Consider the following 24,689-nt stretch of genomic DNA (forward strand, 5'->3'; position numbering starts at 1 on the left):
GAGTCAAATATGAATCTAGAACTGGACCAAGATGGTCATTTAGTCGATTACACCATCTGGAATGAAGACGTTGCCCAAGTACTGGCAGATACACTGGAACTTCAACTTACTCCTTGGCATTTTGAAGTGCTACAGGCAGTCCGTCAATTTTATCAGCAGTTTGGGCATTCTCCTGCAACCCGTCCGTTGATTAAGTTTTTGATGAAGACAGTCAACCCGGAAATTAACAATGCCTTATTACAGGAAAAGTTTAATACAGGTCTGGTGGCACGCCATTTAAGCCGACTGGCTGGTATCCCGAAACCGGCGAACTGCTTATAAGTTTTAATCTAAAAAATGAATGAAGAAGAAGTCCGTTTCTACGGGCTTTTTCTTATTAAGCTTATCTATGATCTGTATTCACAACTAAATAAAGCTTTAAACCGGAAGATTAAAAACTTTTCTGATCCAATGCATTTAAGGCTTGATCAAGCTGTGGAGAGATTTCAGGCAGAACTTTCTGCAAAAATTCTATTTGAGCTCTCGCCTCTTCCGGAGCAACGACCCGAGCATTCACCAGATTCTGCTGTTGTAACAGCAAATGATCTAGCTGGCGATAGTCTGGCTTTTCACCTTGACTTAAGCCATTCATCATTTGGGTAAAATCCAGATAAAGCTGGTCTCTCTGTTGTAATAAGACCTGCTGTTCAGAATCCACTTCCGAGTGTCTAGCCGTTCTTGCCGGTACAGCTGTTTTAGGATTTAAATTCGAAGTAATCAGTGACTTTGCTGGAAAAGTCATCTGATCATCAGGTTTCAGTATATTGAACTCTGCCTTATAGATATCCTTATGAACCTGATAAGCAATCCCAACCAGAATACCGGTCAATAACATTCCCGCCAGCAGATATAAAGTAAGTGTTTTGTTCCTCATATATGCCACCTACAATGCTTAGAGCAACGTTCATAACACATTGCTCTTTTTAAGCCATTATTTGCTACGGTGTAGACCAGTCTGCTGGGGCATAACCGATCCGGACACGCTGTGGATGATTGCCTACAGGTACACTGGTCACTTTATTGCCTGTCGCGAAATCAATTACGGTCACCACATCCGTTTCACTTTCTGAAATGATACAGCTACGGCCATCCGGACTTCGGGTAGCCCAGTATGGCTTACCTGCAGGAATCAATTTTCCGGCAGTCAGACTCTGACGGTCGACAATGGTGGCGTAATTATCCATCGTGCCCGCAACACAGAGCTTCTCACCATCAGCACTGATCGATAAACCATGATGGCGGGAATCATTCACCCATTTGGTACGATCTTTGGGAATGCTATCGCTACCTGGCAACTGCCCAATACGGGTCACTTTATTCTGGTTTAAGTCATACTCAATCAAACCATTAAAAAATGATACCTGAGCATAGAGTTTACTTTCATCCTTGCTAAAGACCATCGGCCGCACTGAATTAGATAAATCTTTTCGACCAAACGCATCCAATGCCGGTCTAAAGTCAATTTTCTTAAGCACCTGATGGGTATTGGCATCTGCAATGGTGATATAGCGTTTACCCTTGGTGAAATCCTGCCACTGCGCATCAAGAGAGGTTTCTACATTACCAATGGCCGAGTTCAGAATTTTTCTGCCATTATCAAAGTAGATATTTTCATGCGGTTTATCACCCGTCGCAAATCGACCAAGTTCCTTACCAGTATGAATATCCAGTACATGCACCACATTTCCGGAAGATGCGGAAACCGCGACACGCTGGCCATCTGGTGAAACTGCCATATGATCCGCGCGGAAGCCTTCAACTGGAGTACGCCAGTTAATTTTGCCTGTCTTGATGTTGATAGAGACCACATCGGCAAAACTTGGACGGGATGCGACCACTGACTGTCCATCTGGCGTGGAGTACATATCGTCGACCAGCTGATCATTACCTTCACCCGCAGTAGCTTGAATATAGGTATAGGCAATCAGTTTAATGGGATTGAGGTGAATCTCTTTCAGGCGCTCCTTACGATCAGGAATCATGTTGATCACACCAACCTTGCCAAAGTCACCTGAAGATCGAATCACTGTAACTGTTCCATCCCAGTTATTACCTACAAAGAAAACTTGCTGGGAATTGGGTGGCTGAGGCAAGGTAGATGAGTCTGCCTGTGCAGTTGAAAAGACTGAGAGCATGGCCATCGCGGACAAGCTCATACAGAACCGTGATAATCGTTTTTTCTGGATTTCCATGCGGTATTCTCCATATTTTCTATTTTATTGTTTTTATCTTTGTTCAATCCACAGTCAGGCCGTGGATCTCAATCATCCACTATACAATGAAGAAAAAACCATGCTGAATTTTCCGACAGAATTTTCCGACAGAATAGAAAGATAAGAATCCAGAAAAGTTGAAGCGTCCATTGATATGAACGCTTCTAAGTAAGATAGTTTTATTGAAAAATGCTTTGAACTTTAGACATCCAATACATCAACGAATTGAGCATCTAGAACCTTAGCTAGGTCCGCAGGTTTTAAACCAATATCCAGACCGCGTTTACCCCCACTGACATAGATTTTATTCAGCTGTTCTGCAGATGCATCAATGACAGTTTTCAGGCGTTTTTTCTGCCCAACCGGACTAATCCCACCGACAAGATAACCGGTTAGACGTTCTGCCTGTTTGGGATCAGCCATTTGTAGCTTTTTACAACCAAAGGCTGATGCTACTTTTTTCAGGTTTAACTGATGGTTGACTGGAAGAACTGCTACAAAATACTGCTTCTCATCTGTGACCAATAAGGTTTTAAATACTTCTTCTACTGCCAACCCTAACTTTTCTGCTGCTTCCAAACCAAAGCTTTTGGCATTGGCATCATGTTCATATTCGTGAATGCTATATTCAATTTTTTGAGATTTTAATAATTTGCATGCAGGTGTCATAACAGCTTCGATAGTATTTTGACGGGATCTTCATTATAGCTTATCAAGTCTGCTTGGGTTTTATTCTGTGATTCTGAATAGCTTATATAATCAATATGTGTTCAAAATACAATCAGATACCATTAGCTTTTAATCCAGAATATCTATTCATATTGCACTTTAACTGAACTTAACTATCCCATTTATCATTGTAATTCCGCATACCATCTTGTTCTTAAGCTTAAAAATTCATCATTTAAAAACATAGGCAACATTCAGATGAATAACAACGCCTATACATGAAGTGCCATTTTGCCAATGTTATTGAGTGAACATAAAGAATGACAAATAAAGGTAAGCTTTAGAAAATTGAGCACATTCGTCAATATTAGATGAGGCCAGTAAAAGATTAATGAAGAATCATAAGTTTTTAATTTTACTTTTACGGCCAGTATCATTTAGCCAATGTTCAGTAGCAATGAGCCTATCTCTTTTTGCAGAAAAATAATGTGTGACTTGCTTTACTAGCGACATAAAACCCATTTAATACTAAACTTCACTTCATACCATTTATCAAATAACTTTTTGATTTTTATTCCAAGTTTGATATTTTAGTTTACAGAATAATGAATAGAATAAACATTTGATTCATTCAAAAATCTAATGAAAATCCGGTCTTTTACCGATCACCACAATTTTTGATATGAGCAGAGACTTCGAGTAATAATTTTTATTTTTGACCAGCCATTGCCGAATAAACACTCAATTTAAAAGAATTATGAATAAACATTGAGGTCTAACTTACACAGCATAAATGTAACAATTCAGCCAATTCATCTAAAATATAAAAATGATGTAAAAGACGAAGATTTGGTAGTTTTGAACATTGCTAAATGCTTGCAAAGTTTTCATTATATGGCCACTGCGTGGTACATGCTTTTCTATGTCAATTCAAAGAAATTATAAAAATAATGTAGGAATTCATGCCATAATAGGCGAAGTTTGTAGACATCTTGCAAACCTATCCTGAAACTTTTTAACTGGAGCACCATAGATGACTTCGACCATTTTGGTTATTCATGGACCGAATTTAAATTTGCTAGGAAAGCGCGAACCCGAAGTTTATGGTTATTTAACTCTAGAAGATATTAATCAGCAGCTCACTGCTCAGGCTGAAAAAGCTACTTTACAACTTGACACTTTCCAGAGCAACTGGGAAGGCGCAATTGTTGACCGAATTCATCAAGCCCAACAAGACGGCGTGCAATATATCATTATTAATCCTGCTGCCCTGACACATACCTCAGTTGCAGTTCGTGATGCACTTCTTGGCGTGGCAATCCCGTTTATTGAAGTCCACCTGTCTAACGTCCATGCACGTGAGGCATTCCGACATCATTCATATCTATCCGATAAAGCTATTGGCGTGATCTGTGGTCTAGGTGCAAAAGGCTATGCTGCCGCACTCGACTATGTCATTGAAAAAATACAATCTTCTAAACAATCTTAATTAGGAATACTGTCTCATGGATATCCGTAAAATCAAGAAGCTCATCGATTTGATGATTGAATCTGACTTACAGGCGATTGAAGTTAAGGAAGGTGATCAGTCGATTGCTCTGACTCGTCGTAATCCAGTAGTTGCAGCAGCTGTTCCTGCAATGCCTGCACCTGCAGCTGACGTCCCTGCAGCTAAATCTCCTCGTGGTGCAGTTGAAAAATCTCCAATGGTTGGCGTGTTCTATGCGGCTCCAAGCCCAGGCGAAGCACCTTTTGTAAAAATTGGCCAAACTGTTTCTGCTGGCGAAACACTGGGTATCATTGAAGCAATGAAAATCATGAACCCGATTGAAGCAACTCAAAGCGGCGTGATTGAAGAAATTCTGGTGAAAAATGGTGAAGTGATTCAGTTTGGTCAGCCACTTTTCCGTTACCGCGCCTAATCACTTCGGGGATTCATAATGTTGCAAAAAGTTTTAATTGCAAACCGAGGTGAGATCGCCTTGCGCATCGCCCGAGCTTGCAAAACTTTAGGAATTAAAACAGTCGGTGTCTATTCAGACGCTGACAAAGACCTGATGCACTTACGCTTCTGTGACGAAGCCGTGTGTATTGGTCCTGGCGCAAGTAGCGACAGTTACCTGAATATTCCAGCCCTGATTACAGCTGCTGAAATCACCAGCGCAGATGCCATCCACCCTGGTTATGGCTTCCTGTCTGAAAATGCTGAATTTGCTGAAATCGTAGAAAGCTCTGGTTTTATCTTCATTGGTCCACGTCCAGAACATATTCGCCTGATGGGGAACAAGGTTTCTGCGATTATTGCCATGAAAAAAGCGGGTGTACCAACTGTACCTGGCTGTGATCATGCGGTGACGATTCACAATGCGCTTGCTGAAGCCAAAGAAATTGGTTTCCCGCTCATCGTGAAAGCGGCTTCCGGTGGTGGTGGTCGTGGTATGCGTATCGTAGAACGTGTGGATACCCTGCTTGAATCAGTACAAGCTGCGCAGCGTGATGCTGAAATGTGGTTTGGCGATGACACGGTTTATATGGAACGTTTCCTGCAAAAACCGCGTCACGTCGAAGTACAGGTTCTAGGCGATGGTAATGGTCATGCGATCCATTTATATGACCGTGACTGTTCTTTACAGCGTCGTCACCAGAAAGTACTTGAAGAAGCGCCAGCGCCTAACCTGCCAGAACAGGCTCGTGCTGACATTCTTGAGGCCTGTGTCAATGCTTGTAAATTGATGCAATATCGTGGTGCCGGTACATTCGAGTTCCTGTTTGAAGAAGGCGAATTCTTCTTTATCGAAATGAACACCCGTGTTCAGGTAGAACACCCTGTGACTGAAATGGTCACCGGTATCGACATCATTGAACAGCAGTTACGTATTGCGGCTGGTTTAGGTCTGGATATCCAGCAAGAAGATGTACGTGTTCAAGGTCATGCGATCGAATGCCGTATCAACGCTGAAGATCCATCGAACTTTATGCCATCTCCTGGCAAAATCGAGACTTTTTATGCGCCAGGTGGTGCAGGTATCCGTTTAGACTCTCATATCTATCCAGGTTACAGCATCCCGCCATATTATGATTCTATGATTGCCAAGCTAATTGCCCATGGTAAAGACCGTAAAACTGCAATAGCACGCATGAAGCAGGCCTTGGATGAAATGATTCTGACAGGTGTGAAAACCAATATTCCATTACACAAAGATCTGATTCTTCAGGATGAAAATTTCTGTGAACAGGCAATGGATATTCACTATCTGGAAAAACATTTGTTGAAGCAGCTTGAAGGTGCTGAAGACAAAGAAAAAGCTTGATCCAGTAATTGATCTAATAAAAAAACCGCTGAATTCAGCGGTTTTTTATATCTAGCCTTCAATCAAGGCAAAATGCGTCGAAGCACAGCAAAACATTGTTCTGCTTTTTCATTGGCACAGAAATTAATGGTATTTGAGTTCTGCCACTTCACAAAATACTGCGAAATCTCGCCTGACTGATCCACCTGATTACCGGAACAGTCTTTTTCATTATTGTCGTATTTAACCTGCATAATCAGCGCTGGAATCTGTGCAGCAGGATCTTGTGAAGGCTGATAGTCATACAGCCCTGTGGTCCATTCTGAACCGCTTTTAATCACTACGTTGTTATTGCCTTTAAAATTATAGTATTCAACACATTTCTTATTATCTGGAATTTCCATTCCCCATAGCCCGACAATTTCAGGACGGGTATTAATGGTAAAGGTATTCGGAACTTCGATAGGTTTCGCAATACTATTTGCAGTTTGATTATTGTTTTCTGTTGCCATTAGCCAAGATGAGCTCATGAGCAAGACAAGGCTAAGACAGGTTTTTTTCATATTCACAGGCTTCGTTTCAATCCTAATAATTAATTTTAACTTATCATATTTTTCGGGATCATATTCTGCTCTGCATCAGTTTAAATACCGAAATAAAACAAATTTTTATCATTATAGTTTAAAAACATGGATTTCCTTTTTTAATTTTTTTGTATATATTTCGTATACAAACGTATATTGATAACGTAAGTAAAAACAGATTATTCCAAGAATAAAGTTGTACTTTTGGGTAAAAAGCATTTCCCAAACAAAGTGATATTTCACAAATAAAAATTAGATACAGGACTTAGATTTGCGAATACCTCGAATCACAGACCAGAACTTGAATCCTGAAACATATGCCTACTTGGTCATTCTTTTCATTATTTTAGTGACTTGTTTGATTGGCATTATGACCAGAACACAGGATTACTTAGCCATACTCTGGCCTGCCAATGCTGCCTTACTGGCCATGTTTTTACGCTTCCCCCATTTAAACAATATGGGCGGGTGGCTAGGTGCTTTCTGTGCGTTCATGTTTGCCGATTTGGCAACAGGTAATAATCTATTACAAAGCCTGTTTCTAACACTTGCCAACCTGATTAGTACGATTGTATCGCTGTTTTTTATCCGATATTTCCAGATCAACTATAAGTACTACAATACTGGTTTCACTTTCGTGCATATGTTCGGCATCTGTGCATTCGCAGGATGCCTGGCCAGTGCAGTGTTTGCCGTTGCGACCTTACCCAATCTTCCCCATTCCTTTATGACCAAGGAAAATTTATGGATTGATTTCGGGCTGTGGTGGACAGGCGAAATGGTAAATTACATTATTGTCCTGCCGCTTTTTCTAGCCTTTCCTAGAACCAAAGATCTCAAGTATTTATTTAAAAACCGCAGAAAGAAGCAGAACTCTTTTAGTTATCTGCTGCCAGCAGGTACGGTAATCCTGTGTATTATCCTGAGTAATATTTTTGTCGGTCCAGGTGCCCTGCTTTATCCGTTGGCAGCTTTAATCTGGGCAGCACTGACCTATCGCATCTTTACGATTGCAATTATTAATGCCTTTGTAATCATTTTGATGTATTACAGCCTGACCCAGTTCTATGCCACTACACATGATACGTTGGCAGACTCGACCATTTATATCTCATTAAGGATCGGACTATTTATGCTGGCATTATCACCGCTGATCCTGTGTATCATCAGTCAGAACCGCAATGATCTGTTTAAACGGGTATTGTATTTGGCCAATCATGACAGTCTGACGCGTACCATGAACCGGCATTTTTTCTTTCAGAAAGGTGAATATTTACTGCAACATTCCAAGAGTGTGCAGTTTTCCCTGATTATGCTGGATATTGATCATTTCAAACGTTTAAACGATCATTTTGGCCATCATGTGGGCGATAAAGTACTGCAACACTTTGCTGAAATCATCCGTTCCAATTTACGTTCTCAGGATCTGTTTGCGCGTATTGGTGGTGAGGAATTTGTGATTTTGCTTTGGGATACCAAACCATCTAAGGCCCAGTTTATTGCCGAGCGTATTCGTGAACTGGTAGCTAAAACGCCAATGTATCAACCTGATGGATCACCGTTATCGATTACTGTGAGTCTCGGGATTACGCATCAACATGCCCCGCTTTCTCAGGATTTACAGCAACTGATCAATACCGCGGATCAGGCCTTATATCAAGCCAAACACTTGGGACGTAATCAGGTGGTGCTTGCATCCTGAACTGAAACCCTCTACAACCTTATAACAATATCAACGCTAGGGAATGCAGATGAAATTTGAAGAATACTTACAATACGATGGATTAGGACTGGCTGAACTGGTTAAAAATAAACAGGTGCATTCAAGTGAACTTTTATCAGTTGCCTTAGAACGCAGTGCAAATATTAATCCTGAAATCAATGCCATTATTATTCCCATGCATGAGCATGCCTTGCAGCGTACCCAGCAAAAACTGTCTGGCCCCTTTGCTGGAGTTCCATTTCTGGTCAAAGACCTGTTTCAGGAATATGCAGGTTATCCGACGTCTTATGGATGTCAGGGTTTAAAGCGTATCGGGTATATCGCTGAAACCAATGCCGAGATTGTTAATCGTTGGGAACAGGTAGGTATTGTGACCTTTGGCCGTACCAACACCCCTGAATTCGGAATTAAAGGCATTACAGAGCCAGATGCCTGGGGAAGCTGTAAAAACCCGTGGAATTTAAGACATAACAGTGGTGGCTCGTCAGGCGGCTCTGCTTCTGCTGTGGCAGCCGGCATTGTGCCAATTGCCGGTGCAGGTGATGGTGGTGGCTCAATTCGTATTCCGGCTTCCTACTGTGGTCTGTTTGGTTTAAAACCAAGCCGTGGACGTACGCCGTGGGGACCGCAAATGAGTGAGGCAATGCACGGTGCTGCCATTCAACATGTACTCACCAAAACTGTTCGGGATAGTGCGGCAATGCTGGATGCCACCCATGGTGAAGATCGCAGTTCACTGTTTACGATTCAACGTCCGCATACACATTATCTGGAAGTGATTCAGCAACCACCAAAAAAATTAAAAATCGCATTTAATACGCGTTCCAGCATTGATACGCCTGTTTCTCAAGATGCTATTAAAGCGGTAGAACAAACTGCCCGTTTACTGGAATCTTTAGGTCATGAAGTCGTTGAGGATCAACCGCAGATTGATGGCATGCAACTGGCTAAAGATTTTATTACGACGTGGTTTAGCCAGTTTTCTTATATGCTGGACGAAATCCAGAAAGGCTATCCATCCAGATCAGGCGATTTTGAACTGGATTCTCTGGCGCTAGCTGCTTTTGGTGCCAAAACGACGGCAATTGAATATATCCAAAATCTGACCAACTGGGGACAATATGTGACCCAGATGAATCATTTCTTTGATGATTATGATCTCTACCTGACACCAGCCACGGCCACTGTTGCACCCAAAAATGGCGAAGTCAAGACACCAAACTGGCAGAAGCCGATTCTTAAAGCTTTATTAAAAATGAATAAGGCACATTTATTGGCACAAGGTAAGCTGGTCGACCAGATTGTGAAAGAAAACCTAAAATGGGTGCCATTCACCCAGTTAGCCAATATTACCGGCCTTCCTGCAATGTCTGTACCGCTATACTGGAATGAAGATAACCTGCCTTTGGGCTCACAGTTTATTGCACCATTTGCCCGTGAAGATTTGCTGTTACAACTGGCCGCTCAATTAGAACAGGCTCAGCCCTGGTTTAATCAATATTCCAAAATCCGCATTTAATCATTCAATCGTATCTTAAACCTGCTTTTGCAATTCGACTTTGCTGGGTAAGCCAAATACCAGCAACAGGCCCAGCAAGGTCGACAGCGCAGCAGCAATAAAGATTGATGTTCCACCGACCTGATCCCAATAACGACCGGCTAGAATGCTGCCACTCGCCACGCCTAAGCCCCACATGGTGCTATACAGTGCCTGTCCACGGCCTTGCTGTCCAGCCGAGAAGTTCTGAAAAATAACCCGCATGGCAATCATATGGAATAAACCAAAACTCAGGGCATGAATGGTCTGGGCAAAAAACTGTGCCAGAAATGACGATGGAAATATGCCGACAGTCAACCATCTTAAACCAGTCATTAACAGGCATAGCATTGCCAGATGACGCCATGACCAGCGTGTCAGAAAGAATGTAGCGTAGGCAAACATAATGATTTCAGCAATGACTCCAACCGACCAAAGCAATCCGATCTGACTGGTACTGAATCCATTCTGGCTGAGATAGTTACTATAAAAACTATAAAACGGTGCATGCGAAAACAGCATGATCAATTCAATCAGGAAAAAACTGTATACCACTGGACGCTTGAAGATCGGCCATAAGGCTTCAAGTTTTTTCTGAGCTGTCGGTGCTGCTGTAGGTTCTTTGATGGTAAATGACCAGAGAAAAGCCAGAAATGAAATACAGAGCAATAAGATTGGTAGCATACTGATGCTGATAATTTCAAAAATTGCCCCTAAACCAAATACGCCAATAATAAATCCAATAGATCCCCACTTACGGACTTTGCCATAGAGCTCTGCCCTTTTCTCACCTAACCAGAATAAAGTCACGCCTTCAAACTGAGCCAAAATTGCATTTTGAAAGAAACTGAAAATCAGCATGAGCAAAGCAACTGACTGGAAGCTATTGGGAATGATAAAAATCATGAACCAGATACAGGCTTCCATCCAAGTAGCTATACGCACCAGCAACATGCGTTTCCCGGATTTGTCTGCAATCCATCCCCAAATAAATGGCGCAAAAAATCGGGTGACAATCGCAATCGAAGATAAAATCCCAATTTCCTGATAATTAAAGCCTTGATCCTCTAGATACAGACTCCAGAAAGGCATGAATGCGCCCACAATCGCATAATAAAAAAAGTAGAAAAAACTGAGTCTGTAATGAATAGCTAGAGATTGCATCAAACTAGATACTCTTTCATTTTTGATAACTTAAAATAAATATAAGTTGCACTTAGTTGCATTGAATGGGTCTCGGTTGAGTCTAGTTAATCTATAAGCTAATCATCTATAGATTCTTCAAAGCTCTTTAACTAATTTTAGAAAAGTTAGATTTTAACTTAATACATTACCTAAATTCTTAATTTATTCTTTTAGTTCAATCATGAGCTTATCAATCGTAATCATTTGATGGTTCTAAGAATTAAAATGACTGAGGTTCTGACATTTAGACAGCTTAACGTTACAAAATCTGAGCCTTATTTAGCTTGTACTTTGTCTATCATGGGGCTCACCAATAAGAAAAGAAAAACCCCTCAACATTTAGAATGTAAGAGGTTTAGTTTGCCGTAATACGTTCGGCTATGATTTTAACTTTGCTTTAAACTCAACCCATCCATTGACTTGGGTGATAGTTAGGTCGATAGCTGAGTATTGATAGTAGCGCTCCACCTCAACAAGAGTTTTAGCGCTCATCTCCTTTCGAGCCTCTTTGAATTCAAAATATGGGTTATTAAAATTAATAACATTAGAATTGATAACTGATATTAAGTAATCAGTTGTGTGAATACATTGTATGTGTGCTCATAACCAGCCCGTTAAGTCAAAATTCAAACCAATTATTAGCCTATTATTATTGAAAAATAAAATAGCACAGAATACTTAACTCATTGATAATAAAAAAATTTATCATTCTAAATTAAACTTTTTTCAAACAATCCCGGCATTCTTTCTTGCCGTCGCTAATCTCAGTCGCACCATGTAGGCAGAATAAGCAGAATAGTAATCGGAGCATACTTTTTTCCAGACAAAAAATAACCCGCTTAACCTGGGGAAGTTAAGCGGGTAGGCTTCTTTAACACGTCGTTATAGTTTTTAGCTAGTTCATCATTATTCATGGAGCACCTTTAAAGTAGCACTTATATAGTGCAGCAATAGTATAAGAAGCATTACTGAATGGTGGGTGCTGGTTGGCTTTGGGTTAAATTTGGTTATTTGTTAGACAGGAATTACACTATTTAATTATTTTTGTGTTCTGGTCGCCGTATAAAGTTTATCAGGCAACAAAAAAGCTCTTATTTCTATGGACTTTAAAAACTCGGAAAGAAATCGAATAAATATTTAATGAATGTGAACCTGTCATTAATATCGGGTACGTCAAATACCCATAAAGTTTTAGTTTGTGATCTATATTTAAATCTTACTGCTGATACCTTAGTTGTCACTGACGCATCTTCACCGAGATGTTCAGCAATTAACTTTAGATTTTCTGATAGAAATCGTGATTTATTTATTGTTCTAGATTTTGTGGGCTCGAAAGTCGCTAAAATTTCATCATATACCCAATTAAGAAAACTTAGATCTATCGCTTTATATTTATTCATAAGGTGCATCAATCTATTTAAAAGACTGTGAAGATTCTTTATAACATTTCATTTAATTAAATAAATATTATTTTTAAGAAATAAAAATGTATATACCTGTAAAAAAAACCCACTTATGATGGGCTTTCGTTTTATCTTTTAAACTTATCTATTCAGAAGCTTTAAGCTCATCAGACAATTTTTCTAAACTCTTTGCTCTTTCTTGTTCGCTAGAAAGATTATATAAATGGAAACACAGAAAGAATATAAATGCCAAAAATACTCCGCCTAAAATTACAACTCTTTTGTTTTTCAAAAGATTCAACTTAATTTAAGCATGAGCCTTAGTATGAACCCTTTTGTTTAATAAACCAACAAAAAAGCCCATCTTTCGATGAGCTTCTTCATAGTAACACTTCAAACGACGGGAGTGTCACAAGATGAACTTGCTGGACTGATCCGTATAGGCAGTTACCGCCAGAACCCTAATCTATCATACCTATTGATGTAAAAATAGCCTCTTCACAGAACTAGGTGCTACCCTCTTCTTTAATTATAGGTTAATGAAAATATCACTTAGCTATTCTAGTCAAAAAAAAACCACATCATTGGGGACGATGTGGGCAGAACTCTAAATTCAAAACGTGGAGATTTTTGAACATATGGTAAAATATAATGAAAATATTGTATGCAGTCAATCACACTTTGATATTAAGTCGATGATTAACAATCATATTGACCGATAAAATAGAAATAAGTCACTTATTCAAATTTCTAGTTAATCTCAGTCTCTTTGACCAGATCTATTACTTAGCTAAGCTATTCAAGCCAGATACCTAGTAAGAAATTAAGCCAAACTTTTCTTTAGGCAATAAAAAAGCCCACATTGCTGTGGGCTCTTCCCCTTTATCATTTTGCGCTGATTCAGGATTGTTGACGAAATGTACAACGGTCAAACAATAGCCAATTCATGACAAATATAAATATATATAGAAATTAAATATCTATCCATATATAAAAAGTCTAAATTGTGATCTTTGGAGTCAATAATTTCTAGTATGAACTTGATAAAGCTTTATTTTAGGTAACAAAAAAGCCCATCTTTCGATGAACTTCTGCAAAATAGCACCCAGCAATGAGTGTATTATCAGATCATCTTATCAATCTAATCCACATGACTGGTTGCCCGTATAAGTCTTCCTTATTACACTGATTAATCCAAAGACTTTTCAACACAATTATTTTTCTAAATTGTTGATTCCATCTCGGTGCATAATATTGATGACTATCATCCTGCTATTCACCTTGATCTCTAGTCCAAATCTTTAAGCTTTTAAACAAAATGAGTGATCTAAAAGTCAGCAAGACTTTCCTTCATCATGGAAAATAATAATACTGCGCAAACAGCAAACAAGAGCCCTATCAAAACAAATAAAGGATCCTGATAAATAAGACCTAAAACCATGAGAGAAACAGCAAGGATGACAAGGAAAATAATGCCGCATATTTTAAAGAGATACATATCCAGAACCTAAAGCAAAAACTATACTTTCAAGAAGCAATATTTGTTCCTTTTTTAAATAATTTTTATATTTATTATCTATATAAATTGATCAACATTCTATCTATTAGTACGAAGCTAGAATATGAAATACAGATCTATTCAGTAACCATATTTCGAACAAAATTCAGAAATCCAGACATTAAAAAGCCACTCTAAAAAGTGGCTCAATGATCAAATGTTTTTATTGATATTCAATTATAGCGGTCACTATTTTCAAATAAGAATTTTAATAAATATTCTTTCTTTACCCGAAATAATCACGACATGCATTCCTCCATGAAAGGTCAAAATATTCCTGATCGACCTGCCGTCTTTCAATCAGCACAATATTTTTATTCACTACAATAAACCTCCGATGCTTCATTTCATTCGTAGATTTATCTCTGAAACTAACCTCACCACATTCTCCCTCTTGTTGATGAAATTGAACCAGGTCTGAATTCGGTAAAGCATTCCTTACCATCTCCCTAAATTTTTTTAAATCCTCATCCTGTAGGATCTTAGAGTCAGCTTCTTGCTGTGTATTTGGTTGACTACACCCCAGAAGTATTAAAGCTACAAGAGGCAAGATAATTAGTTTTTTCATAAGCTGTCCTCCTGAGAAAGAGGATCACATTATTTTTAAAGTATGGCTATTATTAAAATGAATAGTTTTGTAAACCATTCAACTTTATCAATAAATTTAATCAGGAAAATTTAGAACAGATGAAAAGGTATAATAGCTAAAAAGAGCTTGCTGTTTCTCTGAAAATATCAAAGTTCTGAATATTATATAACCCGAATCATGGATAAGAAATTCAGTTGAAAAAAAAGATGGCTAAGTTGATAAGTGAGTTACCACACAAACTATTTAACCAGCCATCCTATGTTCGAGTTTACAACTTTATTCTGTACGATTGACGATTTTTTTCAGAAAAATGAAGCCATCTATTGGCAATATTTAAAACAAGAAAATCCGAAGGTCAGGCAGAGATCAGGGGTTCTTTGTTTATCTGAAATCATTTTTATCGCGGTCTGGTATAAGAACTCTCAACTTCATCATTTCAAAGCCTTTTATGGCATGATACAGCGCTTTTATTATAAGCTTTTCAAGGCCCTCCCATCCTATCAGCGGATGGTTCATTTAATCAATCAACATCAACTCGCACTTCAAGCATTGCATATTTCTCTAACTTCTAGCGCTCAAACAGCTTGTGCCTGGGTTGATTCTACAACTTTACCCGTATGTAAGAATCAGCGTATCCAACGTCATAAATCTTTAAAAAAGATTGCCACACGAGCTAAAAGCTCAATGGGGTGGTTCTATGGATGTAAATTACATGTATTAGTAGATGCTCAGGGTCAATTTATTCAGACCCAACTGTCAAATGGCCATACTTCAGATATAAAAATTCTGCCGAAGCTAGCTCAAGGCTACATCGGTAAAATCTTTGGTGATCGTGGCTACATCAGTGAAACTTTAAAAGAAAAATTGGTAAAGCAGGATATTGAATTAATTACCTATCATCGCAAGAATATGCGACCAGTGAAGCTATCATCAGAAGATGAAATGATGCTAAGACAACGCAATAAAATAGAGACCATCTTTAGCTTACTGAAGCAACAATATAACTTGGTAAGCAGTCGCCATCGTTCCATTTCAGGTTATTTGGCTGGGATTTATGCATCCTTGTGTGCTTATCAAATCTGTCATCACAATAAGCCTCAATTTACAACGATGTAAAACTAGGCTTATCCATGATTGGGGTTTATATAAGACTTGTCAGAGATGACTCTACTGAAAGAATGGGAGACCTCACAACCTTTTCTTGCTAGTTGTGAGGCCCTTTAAAGGCATTATTCAACAGGGTTTGCTGCTTGACTGTCTACCTGTTCATTCTGAGGAGTAGGATTGTTTGAACCGTCCTTTTTGTATTTCATTTTCTTATAACAATAACCTGCAAGTACACCTGCACCAATTAACGTTAACAACTTCATCTTTCACCTCATGCTCATAAATGCAAGCCTATATAACTAACATCTATATTTGTAGCTTTCCAAAGCCATTTAGAGTGTTTTTTTAAATAAAAAGTTAAATTATGTATATCTGTATAGATTAGACCTCTTTCATAAATCATTTTTTGCTCAGTTCCAAGTTGTAGATTCCAGCGATTAAATTGAATCTCAAACCAAGCCTTTTACCTCTATTTCGATAACGCTCAGCAAGAATTTTGAAGGTTTTCAGGCTGCCAAATACATGCTCAATTCCGATTCTTCTTTTATTGATTTCTTGATTATAGATTTTCAATTCAGGATCCAATTTACAGTGTCTTTTGGCTTTTAATGGCAACAGGCTATTCGGATACAACACATAAATCCCCTGATAGCCTTTATCTGCAAGGATAAAAGCCCCAAAAGGAATCTGGTTTAAATTGCGTTTGAACAACTCGAAATCATGCACTGCACCGCGACTGGTACATAAACTCAGGATTTTTTGAGTTTGATAATGAATGATGGCCTGTACTTTAAAGGTATGGGTCTTTTTCTTGCCGCTATAGCTTTTCTTCTGTTTTTTTAGGCCTTTGGATTGGAATTTCCGTGGCATCCACGATTACAACATTCCAGTCGATGCCTTCGCCCTCGGGTAAATCTTTGGGTAAATTAAACAGATTGGACCGAATCAGGCAGTCTTCAACATGACGGACAATTCTTGAGGCTGTGGGCTCTGAAACCCCGTAACTCGTCGCAACGTGAAATAAGGTTCGGTATTCCCGCCAATAGCTCAGACAGAGCAGAACCTGATCCTCCAGGCTTAACTTGGGCGGTCTGCCTTTGGCAGAGACATGCTTCTGCAATTGCTCAACCATCAAATAAAAAGTTGACCATGAGATGCCTGTGTATCGCTTGAACTGAGGATCAGAAAGCTTGTTTGAATCGATGTATTTCATCCGCAGATTATGCACGAATGCTAAGAAATCCGGAGTGCAAATATTAACCAAAAAGAAGATCGTTTTTTGATTTATGAAAGATATCTAGTGAAAATATAAAACCAAGAATCAGGAGATACATAATGAACGAAGCATACATCTACTGCGATAGAAAAATTATCAAGTGTTCTATTTGTGAAGCACAGGATGACTATAGCTTTAATGATACTCAGCAATTTTCTATTATTGCTGCTGCAGAAGGCAAGCAAACTCATGGGCGCTACTCTATTGAAAGTATCAAGTGCAAGAACTGCAATAAAGTGGCAAAAAACAGTCAGGATCCCTATTTTTATTATTAAGTTGAATTAAAAGTAAAAACCTACTTTGAAATAGAGTATCTAATAAAGAATGATAATCAAACAAATATGATCATTATTATTGGTCTAAAGGGCCTTCAAAGAATTTCAGATCATAAGTTAAAACTAACTTTAGCGGTATATCAAGGAGATACTCAATGCCTGACTTTATAAGAGCTGTAGGCTTGGGCCTACTTTACCTCCCGCTGATGACCATCAATATCTTTAACACTATATATGCTGATACCTCGCCTATAACCCCTGAATCTCCCAAAGCTATCACATATTCCAATATAGATCGTGGTTTAAATGAAAGCCTTTATCCTGATGAAGAAATCACAGCTAAAAAGATCGCAGACATTATTGAGAAATCTATTCGGAAAGAGTATTCGACCGGTATCGCGCTACGTGATGCACACCCTAAGGCACACGGTTGTGTACGCGCAGAGTTCAAGATAGCTGAAGCACTTCCCAAAGAGTTGGCACAAGGTATTTTTCTTCCCGGAAAAACCTATCAAGCCTGGATACTTTTTTCTAATGGATCTAGTAATGCTCAACAAGCAGATATTAAAAAAGATGCCCGTGGCATGGCAATAAAGCTTTTGGCAGTACCGGGAGAAAGACTTTTAAATCATGATGAAATGTCTACTCAAGATTTCATCATGATTAATCATCCGGTTTTTTTTGTGAATGATCCAGCTCGTTATATGGCATTTATGCAGGATATAAATAGTGAAAGCTTTCTCAAAAAATTGCATACCCCTTTTGCATTAGGGGCTAAAGGAACCTGGATTGCCTTAAATACGAGAAATACAATATCTAATCCTCTGCAAACCCGATATTGGTCCATGGTGCCCTATCAATTAGGAACAGGCAGTGGTCGTCAAGCTGTAAAGTATTCAGCCCAAGCATGTTCAAGAGGAACAGATCCTATACCCTATAATCCCCACAATAATTTTCTAAGAGAAAATCTACGGAATCAATTGCAAAAAAGTAAGGCATGCATGGAGTTTTTAGTACAACCCCGAACATCAAACAGCATGTCGGTCGAAGATTCGATGACCGAATGCCCAGAAAACCAGGCACCTTTTTACAAGCTAGCGACTATTCATATTCTTCAACAGGTTTTTGATACACCTGAACAAAACGAATTTTGTGAAAACCTCTCCTTTACGCCATGGCATACAGTACCGGAACACAAACCTCTGGGAGGAGTAAACCGGATGCGAAAGGTGATTTATGAGCGTATCAGTCAGCTTAGACATGAGATGAATGCTACTAAAAGATTAGAACCACACTGAGAACTAAATATATATGAATTATTAATTAAATTATAACTTAAACTAAAATTAGAGCGATTATTGTATCATTTATTTAATTTAGCTTAATAATTTTAGTTTACAAAGTTTGTTAATAGTTAATTTAGAAACATGGCTAAGACTGCTACATTATAAATGAAATTATAAAAATTGAAATGGTATCTGTGATGAAAACAAAAAGTCCTCTCCTGAAAATTATAGTGGGCTGTGCGGGCTTAGGCTCTGCTTATTTGCTCGCCTCTCCTGCTATTTCCCGGAAATGCAAGAATCAGGATTCCCAGAAATGCAATCATCATAATTGTGATATTGCTGCAAAGACCCCCGGAACTCTACTCGCTATCGAAGAACAAAGTACTGATTTATTTCCCCATGCCGCCCAACGATTTTTAATTACCTATCGCAGCCGTGGTATACATTCAGAACCCATTGTTGTCTCCGGATTTGTTTTATTGCCACAAGGCAAACCACCTAGAGGTGGCTGGCCCGTTTTAGCCTGGGCACATGGCACCACCGGAGTGGCAGATACCTGTGCCCCTTCTGGTGATTATGTCGGTGGACCCGTGCATGCCTATCAAGAGCTGGCTTCCAAACCACTTGATGCCTGGCTTGCCCAAGGCTATGCAGTAGTTGCCACCGATTATCAGGGCTTAGGTACACCCGGCAAACACCCCTACATGAATGCACAGAGCCAACTGCATACTGTGGTTGACTCTGTAAGAGCACTTCATTTTTTAAAGCCTTATCATTTTAACAGGAAATGGTATGTCATGGGTCACAGTCAGGGAGGCGCTGCTGCCCTAATGGTAGCTGCACATGGGCAAAAAGATGCACCTGAGTTAAAGTTACGTGGAGCACTGGTCGTCGCCCCAGGAGGATATCAATATGAGGGAATTGCTCAATACGCAGCCTCGCATCCTCAAATCGAAAAAAGTGTGGTTGCATTTCTTCCTATCGTTCTTTTAGGTGCTGAAGCCGCGGATCCTAGCCTCAATATTATGAATTTATTGAGTCCTGAAATGGCCCAGATTGTCAATTATGCGCGTAATCATGGCTTATCGGAATTACAAGCTGATGTGAAAGAAGCACCTCAAACAGTTTTCAAAACTGATGCAGATCTTAATCCCTTAATAGAATATTCAAAAAAACAATCCATCGAAAATATGATACCTACTGTCCCTGTAATGATAGTTCAGGGTAATAAAGACCAGATTGTAGATTATCAAGGTACTCATGCCTATTATCAGCTAATGTGTACCAAACAAAAGCCGATTGCATTTAAAACTGTTGAAGGTGCAGATCATCATGGCTCTTTAAGACAAAGTCAATTTATGGTCGAAGACTTTATCAACTCAGTTGAACAAGGAAAATTTATGAGTACTTGTGAGACAAATTAATGTTCATATTTTTGTCGATTAGATATTTATGATCATGGTAAGTCTATGAAATATGCAGTCTGTTACTAGACTGCATAGCATTAAAAGTTTAGCTCTTATGACCTTAGTATGTCCTTAACACGCTTATCGCAGTTAAGCAGTAACGAATATCGAAACGTAATATTTCATTTATTTGAGATTAATCCGGGCCTGCTACAGGCCAACTAACTTTAATTAATCCAAATTTTATTCCTTCGCAAACGTGTAGCTAAAGCAAGTATTAGAGCTTTTGCTGAAACTCATAATTTTGATTTTTGAGTTCCCCATTTTGATTCCTTAATTCTTTAGCAAACAACAATGAGAATGAAAGAGGTTCTTTATGTGCTCGAACTATGAATTCCCTTCAAAAAAACGTCTTTCCTTACTAGATATTCATGAAGAACAACTGGAACTCGGAATAAAAATACATGTTTATCCATTAGCACCCGCCCCAATCATTATGCGTGGTGCGGACAAGTTTGAGCTGGATATTGCACGTTTCGGACTAGTTCCATCTTGGGCAAAAGAGTTGAAATATGGCAGACATACCTACAATGCCCGGAGTGAAACAGTGGCATCCAAACCAAGTTTTCGACATGCCTGGAAAAATAACCAGTTTACTTTAGTCCCAGTCGATACATTCTTTGAGCCTAAATATATAGACGATAAACCACACTGGTTTGGTATTTCACGTGAAGATGGTCATCCTTTCACGGTTGCAGCAATTTATGAGGATGCATTGATTGAAGGTGAGAAAATCAGATCCTTTTCGATGCTTACCATAAATTCGGATCAGCACCCATTTATGAAACGGTTTCACAAGCCGAATGATGAAAAACGTTCGATTATTGTGATTCCTGAAGAATTACGACACGACTGGCTCAACTGCGACCATGAACAAGCTCATAATTTTTTCTTTGAAATGAAAGATGAATTTATAGCAAGGCCTAAAGAGCAAGGTTTGTGGACCAACTGAAAAGCCCTAAACCAAGCTAGGGCTTTATTCATATAAAATACTTATTTCTGCTCCCTCAGCGGATGCTCTGGCTCGGCATTAGGCTTTTTCTTAGGCTTTACGCCCTTATAGGTTGCTTGATTGCCTTTATCATCATTAGATTCTTTTTGCGGATTATCTTCTTGCTCTGTTTGGTGTTCTGCATGAGTTGTCATATATATTCCCTTTCCTCTAGATGCTTAGAAAATTATTAGGACATATAAGGTTAAACATCAATAATATTTATGTTTTCCATACATTTTAATAAACATACATTCTTCTAATCAGAGCTTATATAGACTTCTGGTTCGAATCTAAATCTATTTGGCTGTGCAACCTGCTTTCAGGAAACACAGCTCATCGATCTTAAAATTTGGTTTCTTATTACTTAAAAGAAAGTATCTGCAGAAACATTAAAACGTTCAGACAAAGCTTTAATATGACGGATATTGAGCTGACGTTTACCATTCAGGATTTCAGAAATGACCGACTGGGTAGCTATGTCAGATAGATCTGATTGGCTGAGACCATGCTGTTCCATCAGGAAAGCCAGTGCAGTACGACCATCGCCTTCTGGCATCGGCAAATGCTCATGTTCATAAGCTGAGACTAAATCACCCAGTTGAAGAATCAGCCCCATTAAGGGATGCGACTCATCATCACCTACAATATCCAGAAGTTCATCTAAAGCTTCAGTGAGCGTATTAAAGTCTTCTTCAGTTTCTGGCTTGCTGAGCAAAGGTGCAACATAACGCCAGTGATCAACGGCCTGTTTAATCATTGCATTCATATTAAGCCTCCTTCCAATGACCTTTGTCATATTCCTGATGGGATAAGACATGGCGAATATAGACACGTTTTGCTTGATACATCACAACTGCGATCAACCTGATCTTGTTGCCACCAATATCAAAGACATGAAATTTCCCGACTTTATCGACTGCGGGAAATAATCGCTTCATGTCGGCAAAATCCTTAGGATCATTGGCCTTGATAATTCGATACCAACCATCCAATGCAGTTTCAGCGTGTGGCCACTTTTGCATTGCTTCCAGAATCCGAGCGTGAGTGATCACATGCATAATTATTTATCGCATTTTGCTATATTCAGAGTATAACCTAAATATCGCATATTGCAATAACGCTTAAAGGATGAATTTAGTTGAGATGAGTATTGTTATGGTCAAATCACAAGTTAAAATTAAATAAACCCTTATTTTTAGTAATTTTATTAATTAACTATCAATAACTTATAAAAATATCGCTTTGATATATTAGTTCTATTTTCAAATATCAAATATCAATAATAAAAAATGAAAACCCCGTCGATCTATATCAAACGGGGGTTCAACATCCATCTATACCGCGAAGGTCTAGAGAGTTAATTTAAATCTTTCAAGCAATCACGACACTTTTTGACTTCAAAATCATCGACTGTGTAATCAATTTCAGTCGCACCATGAAGACCAAATAAACAACATATAAATTGGAACATGTGTTTCTCCTGACTGTGAACAGCTCGATCATGGATCGAGCTTAGTTGCTTTAAAGATAATGGCTTACAGCTCCACGATTTATTTACCTTGAAACGATTGAATCACTCACCTGTACTGCGATCGCACAGGCAAGCTATAGCCTCTAAATTTGTACACTCTCTTCATGTTTTGGCGCTTGGTCTTTGGTACCCTGATCCTTGCTCATCATCCGGCACATTTTTTCTTTGCAAGATTTAAAGCAACATCCCACCATGACACCCATACCAAATGCACAGATACATCTCATCATAGCTCTACCCTGTCTTTTCATGAAAAGAGATATATAAATAACATCTATTCATGTTTCACACTTGAACGTATTTTCAGGTTTTATGTTGTATATGAAAACTTATGTGAAGGATAAATATCGGAGAATCATCTGTTTTAGACATATTTATGATCTAAAAAATGGGCCCTGTTTAACTGTCTAGATTAAACAAGGCTTTTTAACTTGCTGATTTTAAATTATTTTATCTGAGTTGTTATAGTGGTGATAAAGTACCACTTGTCATGCATCTAATATGTATATGAAATATAGAGGCTATTTTACCAAATGTTGAATATAGGTTATGTTTTATATTTTATTGGCTATTTTTCATCAACTTAGATGCAATTAAATACAAAAAACTTTGATTCATTCAGTTTTCATTCAATCAAGTGAGTCATAAAAGCAGAGATGCAACTTATACATATTGGTAGATATTTTATTTATTTTATCAAAGTCCTTTTAATTTTCTATTTTCTCAGCTGTCAATGAGTTTAAAGGCAGGTGCTCTTTCACTCATTTCTCTTTATAATTTTTCCAACGACTGATAACAATATATTGTTGCCATGAAAATATCATTATTCATAATTGCCCTATTGGCATTGGCCATCACAGGCTGCCAAAAACAACAGGCAGATGTATCAGCTGAACCTGATCCGGCAGTGAAAGCTCAGTTTGAACAATCCGATGCCCGATTGAGTGCTTATTTAGATAAATTAGATTCTTCTACTATTAGCCTTGAGGAAAGAACACATATTTTATGTGAGGATTATCCTAAAGAATATAAAACTTATTATATGCCGGCCCTAATAAAACTAATGCCACAAGAATATGAGGAGCAGGAATTACTGAAAGATCTGAAAAATGCGCTCGACTTTTATAAAGTAAAATCCAATATTCAATGCTGATTTATTCTGAACAATAAAAAAACCGCCTTAAAGAAGGCGGTTTTTTGTAGAGATTACACAGCTTAGATATGAACGCTGCAGCTTTGACTAATCTTATTGATTACGCAAATTTTGCTGCTGGTTATCTTGTTGTGGCTGTTGCTGTTGTTGCTGATTGCGTTGCTGGTCCTGTTGGCCCTGCGGCTGTTGTTGCTGCTGGTTCGGCTGTTGCTGATTTTGATTCTGGTTTTGCTGACGTTGTTGGTCTTGCTGTTGTTGTTGGTTCTGTTGGTCTTGCTGATTTTGCTGTTGATTATTAGCCATGGTGTAACTCCTTACTATTTGCTTTAAATCGCCGATGATTAGGATTCGACTTAATATTTACTCTACCTATTTTTAAAAATTCGCCAAGTTATTACCTGTTACATATTAATTCAATGTAAAAAAAGGTAAGTTAAGTAATTGAAGTCTGGATTTATAAGAAACATAAATTACTTTTAATAATAGAATGAACACATATTGAAAGCTTTCTATCTTTTATAAATTTTATTTTTCAATTAAAGTCATAACTTAATCAAAAAATTGTATATAAACTTAAATTTAAAATAAAATTTAGAAATACATTTTGCTACTTATATAAAATATGATTATATTTATAAGATATTGAATTTTATTAATTATTTAAAATTATAATTTCTTATACATGGCAGAGTAAAACTTGAAGTGCGACATAAACCACCTAATTAATTTAAAGGGTTTATGGAGTATATAAAATTGTCATACCATCATCTTAACTTTGAAGATCGTACTGCATTAATGCTTGAGTCAAGAA

General features: G+C 38.3%; 26 protein-coding genes. 12 read left to right on the top strand and 14 right to left on the bottom strand.

From position 1 onward, the window contains the following. Positions 1 to 9 precede the first annotated feature (9 nt). Entirely contained in the window at positions 10 to 321 is a 312-nt protein-coding gene (locus FTU72_RS07600) for a TusE/DsrC/DsvC family sulfur relay protein (protein ID WP_034705617.1), read from the top strand. Between the two features lie 109 nt (positions 322 to 430). Here the strand turns inward: FTU72_RS07600 and FTU72_RS07605 are convergent, their stop codons facing one another. The 3 genes from FTU72_RS07605 to ybaK form a co-directional block, all read right to left on the bottom strand. Continuing rightward, positions 431 to 913, bottom strand: a complete 483-nt coding sequence (locus tag FTU72_RS07605) for a hypothetical protein (protein ID WP_179992477.1) — start codon at positions 911 to 913, stop codon at positions 431 to 433. A 64-nt stretch (positions 914 to 977) separates the two neighbouring features. Continuing rightward, complete coding sequence (locus tag FTU72_RS07610; RefSeq protein WP_034705621.1) at positions 978 to 2,231, bottom strand: YncE family protein; 1,254 nt, start codon at positions 2,229 to 2,231, stop codon at positions 978 to 980. Between the two features lie 222 nt (positions 2,232 to 2,453). Further along, complete coding sequence (gene ybaK / locus FTU72_RS07615; RefSeq protein WP_159122961.1) at positions 2,454 to 2,921, bottom strand: Cys-tRNA(Pro) deacylase; 468 nt, start codon at positions 2,919 to 2,921, stop codon at positions 2,454 to 2,456. Positions 2,922 to 3,954: 1,033 nt separating this feature from the next. Here ybaK and aroQ point away from each other — a divergent pair. From aroQ to accC, 3 genes are read left to right on the top strand one after another with little or no spacing between them, the layout of a single operon-like run. Beyond that, on the top strand, positions 3,955 to 4,410 hold the full coding sequence (gene aroQ / locus FTU72_RS07620) for a type II 3-dehydroquinate dehydratase (RefSeq protein WP_004785950.1): 456 nt from the start codon (positions 3,955 to 3,957) through the stop codon (positions 4,408 to 4,410). A gap of 16 nt (positions 4,411 to 4,426) precedes the next feature. Then, positions 4,427 to 4,843, top strand: a complete 417-nt coding sequence (gene accB, locus FTU72_RS07625; RefSeq protein WP_004785952.1) for an acetyl-CoA carboxylase biotin carboxyl carrier protein — start codon at positions 4,427 to 4,429, stop codon at positions 4,841 to 4,843. A gap of 18 nt (positions 4,844 to 4,861) precedes the next feature. Next, a complete protein-coding gene (gene accC, locus FTU72_RS07630) occupies positions 4,862 to 6,232 on the top strand; it encodes an acetyl-CoA carboxylase biotin carboxylase subunit (protein WP_175967543.1) in 1,371 nt (456 codons plus the stop codon). Between the two features lie 62 nt (positions 6,233 to 6,294). Here accC and FTU72_RS07635 read toward each other — a convergent pair whose 3' ends face one another. Next, entirely contained in the window at positions 6,295 to 6,741 is a 447-nt protein-coding gene (locus tag FTU72_RS07635) for a hypothetical protein (protein WP_034171190.1), read from the bottom strand. 325 nt (positions 6,742 to 7,066) lie between these two features. On the opposite strand from FTU72_RS07635, the gene FTU72_RS07640 reads away from it, so the two are divergent. Both FTU72_RS07640 and FTU72_RS07645 read left to right on the top strand, forming a co-directional pair. Then, entirely contained in the window at positions 7,067 to 8,497 is a 1,431-nt protein-coding gene (locus FTU72_RS07640) for a diguanylate cyclase (protein WP_179992476.1), read from the top strand. Between the two features lie 49 nt (positions 8,498 to 8,546). Beyond that, entirely contained in the window at positions 8,547 to 10,037 is a 1,491-nt protein-coding gene (locus FTU72_RS07645; protein ID WP_179992475.1) for an amidase, read from the top strand. Positions 10,038 to 10,052: 15 nt separating this feature from the next. Here the strand turns inward: FTU72_RS07645 and FTU72_RS07650 are convergent, their stop codons facing one another. Both FTU72_RS07650 and FTU72_RS07655 read right to left on the bottom strand, forming a co-directional pair. Next, positions 10,053 to 11,219, bottom strand: a complete 1,167-nt coding sequence (locus FTU72_RS07650; protein WP_179992474.1) for an MFS transporter — start codon at positions 11,217 to 11,219, stop codon at positions 10,053 to 10,055. 3,208 nt (positions 11,220 to 14,427) lie between these two features. Further along, complete coding sequence (locus FTU72_RS07655; RefSeq protein ID WP_034170370.1) at positions 14,428 to 14,769, bottom strand: hypothetical protein; 342 nt, start codon at positions 14,767 to 14,769, stop codon at positions 14,428 to 14,430. 279 nt (positions 14,770 to 15,048) lie between these two features. On the opposite strand from FTU72_RS07655, the gene FTU72_RS07660 reads away from it, so the two are divergent. Next, positions 15,049 to 15,906, top strand: coding sequence for an IS982 family transposase (locus FTU72_RS07660; protein WP_179992473.1), 858 nt, complete (start codon positions 15,049 to 15,051; stop codon positions 15,904 to 15,906). 113 nt (positions 15,907 to 16,019) lie between these two features. On the opposite strand, the gene FTU72_RS07665 is transcribed toward FTU72_RS07660, so the two are convergent. From FTU72_RS07665 to FTU72_RS07675, 3 genes are all read right to left on the bottom strand, one after another. Further along, positions 16,020 to 16,160, bottom strand: coding sequence for a hypothetical protein (locus FTU72_RS07665; RefSeq protein WP_179992472.1), 141 nt, complete (start codon positions 16,158 to 16,160; stop codon positions 16,020 to 16,022). Positions 16,161 to 16,296: 136 nt separating this feature from the next. Beyond that, positions 16,297 to 16,767 carry a transposase family protein gene (locus FTU72_RS07670; protein ID WP_179992471.1) on the bottom strand — a complete coding sequence of 157 codons (471 nt, stop codon included), beginning with the start codon at positions 16,765 to 16,767 and terminating at the stop codon, positions 16,297 to 16,299. Then, positions 16,715 to 17,110 carry a transposase family protein gene (locus tag FTU72_RS07675; RefSeq protein ID WP_008306679.1) on the bottom strand — a complete coding sequence of 132 codons (396 nt, stop codon included), beginning with the start codon at positions 17,108 to 17,110 and terminating at the stop codon, positions 16,715 to 16,717. Before FTU72_RS07675 ends, FTU72_RS07670 begins: the two co-directional genes overlap by 53 nt. 122 nt (positions 17,111 to 17,232) lie before the next feature. Between FTU72_RS07675 and FTU72_RS07680 the strand changes: the two genes are divergently transcribed. The 4 genes from FTU72_RS07680 (at position 17,233) to FTU72_RS07695 (ending at position 21,152) form a co-directional block, all read left to right on the top strand. Next, the gene (locus tag FTU72_RS07680) at positions 17,233 to 17,448 is read left to right on the top strand and encodes a hypothetical protein (protein WP_064096117.1); all 216 of its coding nucleotides are present in this window, start codon (positions 17,233 to 17,235) and stop codon (positions 17,446 to 17,448) included. Positions 17,449 to 17,603: 155 nt separating this feature from the next. Further along, positions 17,604 to 18,746, top strand: coding sequence for a catalase family protein (locus tag FTU72_RS07685; RefSeq protein WP_179992349.1), 1,143 nt, complete (start codon positions 17,604 to 17,606; stop codon positions 18,744 to 18,746). 182 nt (positions 18,747 to 18,928) lie between these two features. After that, the gene (locus FTU72_RS07690; RefSeq protein ID WP_373684485.1) at positions 18,929 to 20,158 is read left to right on the top strand and encodes an alpha/beta hydrolase family protein; all 1,230 of its coding nucleotides are present in this window, start codon (positions 18,929 to 18,931) and stop codon (positions 20,156 to 20,158) included. A 358-nt stretch (positions 20,159 to 20,516) separates the two neighbouring features. Then, positions 20,517 to 21,152: an SOS response-associated peptidase gene (locus tag FTU72_RS07695; RefSeq protein ID WP_179992347.1), complete on the top strand. Its 636-nt coding sequence runs from the start codon at positions 20,517 to 20,519 to the stop codon at positions 21,150 to 21,152. 41 nt (positions 21,153 to 21,193) lie between these two features. Here the strand turns inward: FTU72_RS07695 and FTU72_RS07700 are convergent, their stop codons facing one another. The 4 genes from FTU72_RS07700 to FTU72_RS07715 form a co-directional block, all read right to left on the bottom strand. Continuing rightward, positions 21,194 to 21,346: a hypothetical protein gene (locus tag FTU72_RS07700; protein WP_179992346.1), complete on the bottom strand. Its 153-nt coding sequence runs from the start codon at positions 21,344 to 21,346 to the stop codon at positions 21,194 to 21,196. Positions 21,347 to 21,558: 212 nt separating this feature from the next. Next, positions 21,559 to 21,960, bottom strand: coding sequence for a type II toxin-antitoxin system HigA family antitoxin (locus FTU72_RS07705; RefSeq protein WP_004785978.1), 402 nt, complete (start codon positions 21,958 to 21,960; stop codon positions 21,559 to 21,561). A gap of 1 nt (position 21,961) precedes the next feature. Beyond that, the gene (locus FTU72_RS07710; RefSeq protein WP_034706646.1) at positions 21,962 to 22,252 is read right to left on the bottom strand and encodes a type II toxin-antitoxin system HigB family toxin; all 291 of its coding nucleotides are present in this window, start codon (positions 22,250 to 22,252) and stop codon (positions 21,962 to 21,964) included. Between the two features lie 556 nt (positions 22,253 to 22,808). Beyond that, positions 22,809 to 22,955, bottom strand: coding sequence for a hypothetical protein (locus FTU72_RS07715; RefSeq protein ID WP_179992345.1), 147 nt, complete (start codon positions 22,953 to 22,955; stop codon positions 22,809 to 22,811). A gap of 581 nt (positions 22,956 to 23,536) precedes the next feature. On the opposite strand from FTU72_RS07715, the gene FTU72_RS07720 reads away from it, so the two are divergent. After that, complete coding sequence (locus tag FTU72_RS07720; protein ID WP_179992344.1) at positions 23,537 to 23,878, top strand: hypothetical protein; 342 nt, start codon at positions 23,537 to 23,539, stop codon at positions 23,876 to 23,878. 93 nt (positions 23,879 to 23,971) lie between these two features. On the opposite strand, the gene FTU72_RS07725 is transcribed toward FTU72_RS07720, so the two are convergent. Continuing rightward, complete coding sequence (locus FTU72_RS07725) at positions 23,972 to 24,181, bottom strand: hypothetical protein (RefSeq protein WP_179992343.1); 210 nt, start codon at positions 24,179 to 24,181, stop codon at positions 23,972 to 23,974. Positions 24,182 to 24,689 lie beyond the last annotated feature (508 nt).

The organism is Acinetobacter sp. YH12137 (assembly GCF_013418535.1).
GTDB lineage: Bacteria > Pseudomonadota > Gammaproteobacteria > Pseudomonadales > Moraxellaceae > Acinetobacter.

Bases quoted from the DNA above. Each gene is read 5' to 3' on its own strand.
- FTU72_RS07600 (WP_034705617.1), top strand. From the start codon at position 10: ATGAATCTAGAACTGGACCAAGATGGTCATTTAGTCGATTACACCATC.
- FTU72_RS07605 (WP_179992477.1), bottom strand. From the start codon at position 913: ATGAGGAACAAAACACTTACTTTATATCTGCTGGCGGGAATGTTATTG.
- FTU72_RS07610 (WP_034705621.1), bottom strand. From the start codon at position 2,231: ATGGAAATCCAGAAAAAACGATTATCACGGTTCTGTATGAGCTTGTCC.
- ybaK (WP_159122961.1), bottom strand. From the start codon at position 2,921: ATGACACCTGCATGCAAATTATTAAAATCTCAAAAAATTGAATATAGC.
- aroQ (WP_004785950.1), top strand. From the start codon at position 3,955: ATGACTTCGACCATTTTGGTTATTCATGGACCGAATTTAAATTTGCTA.
- accB (WP_004785952.1), top strand. From the start codon at position 4,427: ATGGATATCCGTAAAATCAAGAAGCTCATCGATTTGATGATTGAATCT.
- accC (WP_175967543.1), top strand. From the start codon at position 4,862: ATGTTGCAAAAAGTTTTAATTGCAAACCGAGGTGAGATCGCCTTGCGC.
- FTU72_RS07635 (WP_034171190.1), bottom strand. From the start codon at position 6,741: ATGAGCTCATCTTGGCTAATGGCAACAGAAAACAATAATCAAACTGCA.
- FTU72_RS07645 (WP_179992475.1), top strand. From the start codon at position 8,547: ATGAAATTTGAAGAATACTTACAATACGATGGATTAGGACTGGCTGAA.
- FTU72_RS07650 (WP_179992474.1), bottom strand. From the start codon at position 11,219: ATGCAATCTCTAGCTATTCATTACAGACTCAGTTTTTTCTACTTTTTT.
- FTU72_RS07655 (WP_034170370.1), bottom strand. From the start codon at position 14,769: ATGAAAAAACTAATTATCTTGCCTCTTGTAGCTTTAATACTTCTGGGG.
- FTU72_RS07660 (WP_179992473.1), top strand. From the start codon at position 15,049: ATGTTCGAGTTTACAACTTTATTCTGTACGATTGACGATTTTTTTCAG.
- FTU72_RS07665 (WP_179992472.1), bottom strand. From the start codon at position 16,160: ATGAAGTTGTTAACGTTAATTGGTGCAGGTGTACTTGCAGGTTATTGT.
- FTU72_RS07670 (WP_179992471.1), bottom strand. From the start codon at position 16,767: ATGCCACGGAAATTCCAATCCAAAGGCCTAAAAAAACAGAAGAAAAGC.
- FTU72_RS07675 (WP_008306679.1), bottom strand. From the start codon at position 17,110: ATGAAATACATCGATTCAAACAAGCTTTCTGATCCTCAGTTCAAGCGA.
- FTU72_RS07680 (WP_064096117.1), top strand. From the start codon at position 17,233: ATGAACGAAGCATACATCTACTGCGATAGAAAAATTATCAAGTGTTCT.
- FTU72_RS07685 (WP_179992349.1), top strand. From the start codon at position 17,604: ATGCCTGACTTTATAAGAGCTGTAGGCTTGGGCCTACTTTACCTCCCG.
- FTU72_RS07695 (WP_179992347.1), top strand. From the start codon at position 20,517: ATGTGCTCGAACTATGAATTCCCTTCAAAAAAACGTCTTTCCTTACTA.
- FTU72_RS07700 (WP_179992346.1), bottom strand. From the start codon at position 21,346: ATGACAACTCATGCAGAACACCAAACAGAGCAAGAAGATAATCCGCAA.
- FTU72_RS07705 (WP_004785978.1), bottom strand. From the start codon at position 21,960: ATGAATGCAATGATTAAACAGGCCGTTGATCACTGGCGTTATGTTGCA.
- FTU72_RS07710 (WP_034706646.1), bottom strand. From the start codon at position 22,252: ATGCATGTGATCACTCACGCTCGGATTCTGGAAGCAATGCAAAAGTGG.
- FTU72_RS07715 (WP_179992345.1), bottom strand. From the start codon at position 22,955: ATGATGAGATGTATCTGTGCATTTGGTATGGGTGTCATGGTGGGATGT.
- FTU72_RS07720 (WP_179992344.1), top strand. From the start codon at position 23,537: ATGAAAATATCATTATTCATAATTGCCCTATTGGCATTGGCCATCACA.
- FTU72_RS07725 (WP_179992343.1), bottom strand. From the start codon at position 24,181: ATGGCTAATAATCAACAGCAAAATCAGCAAGACCAACAGAACCAACAA.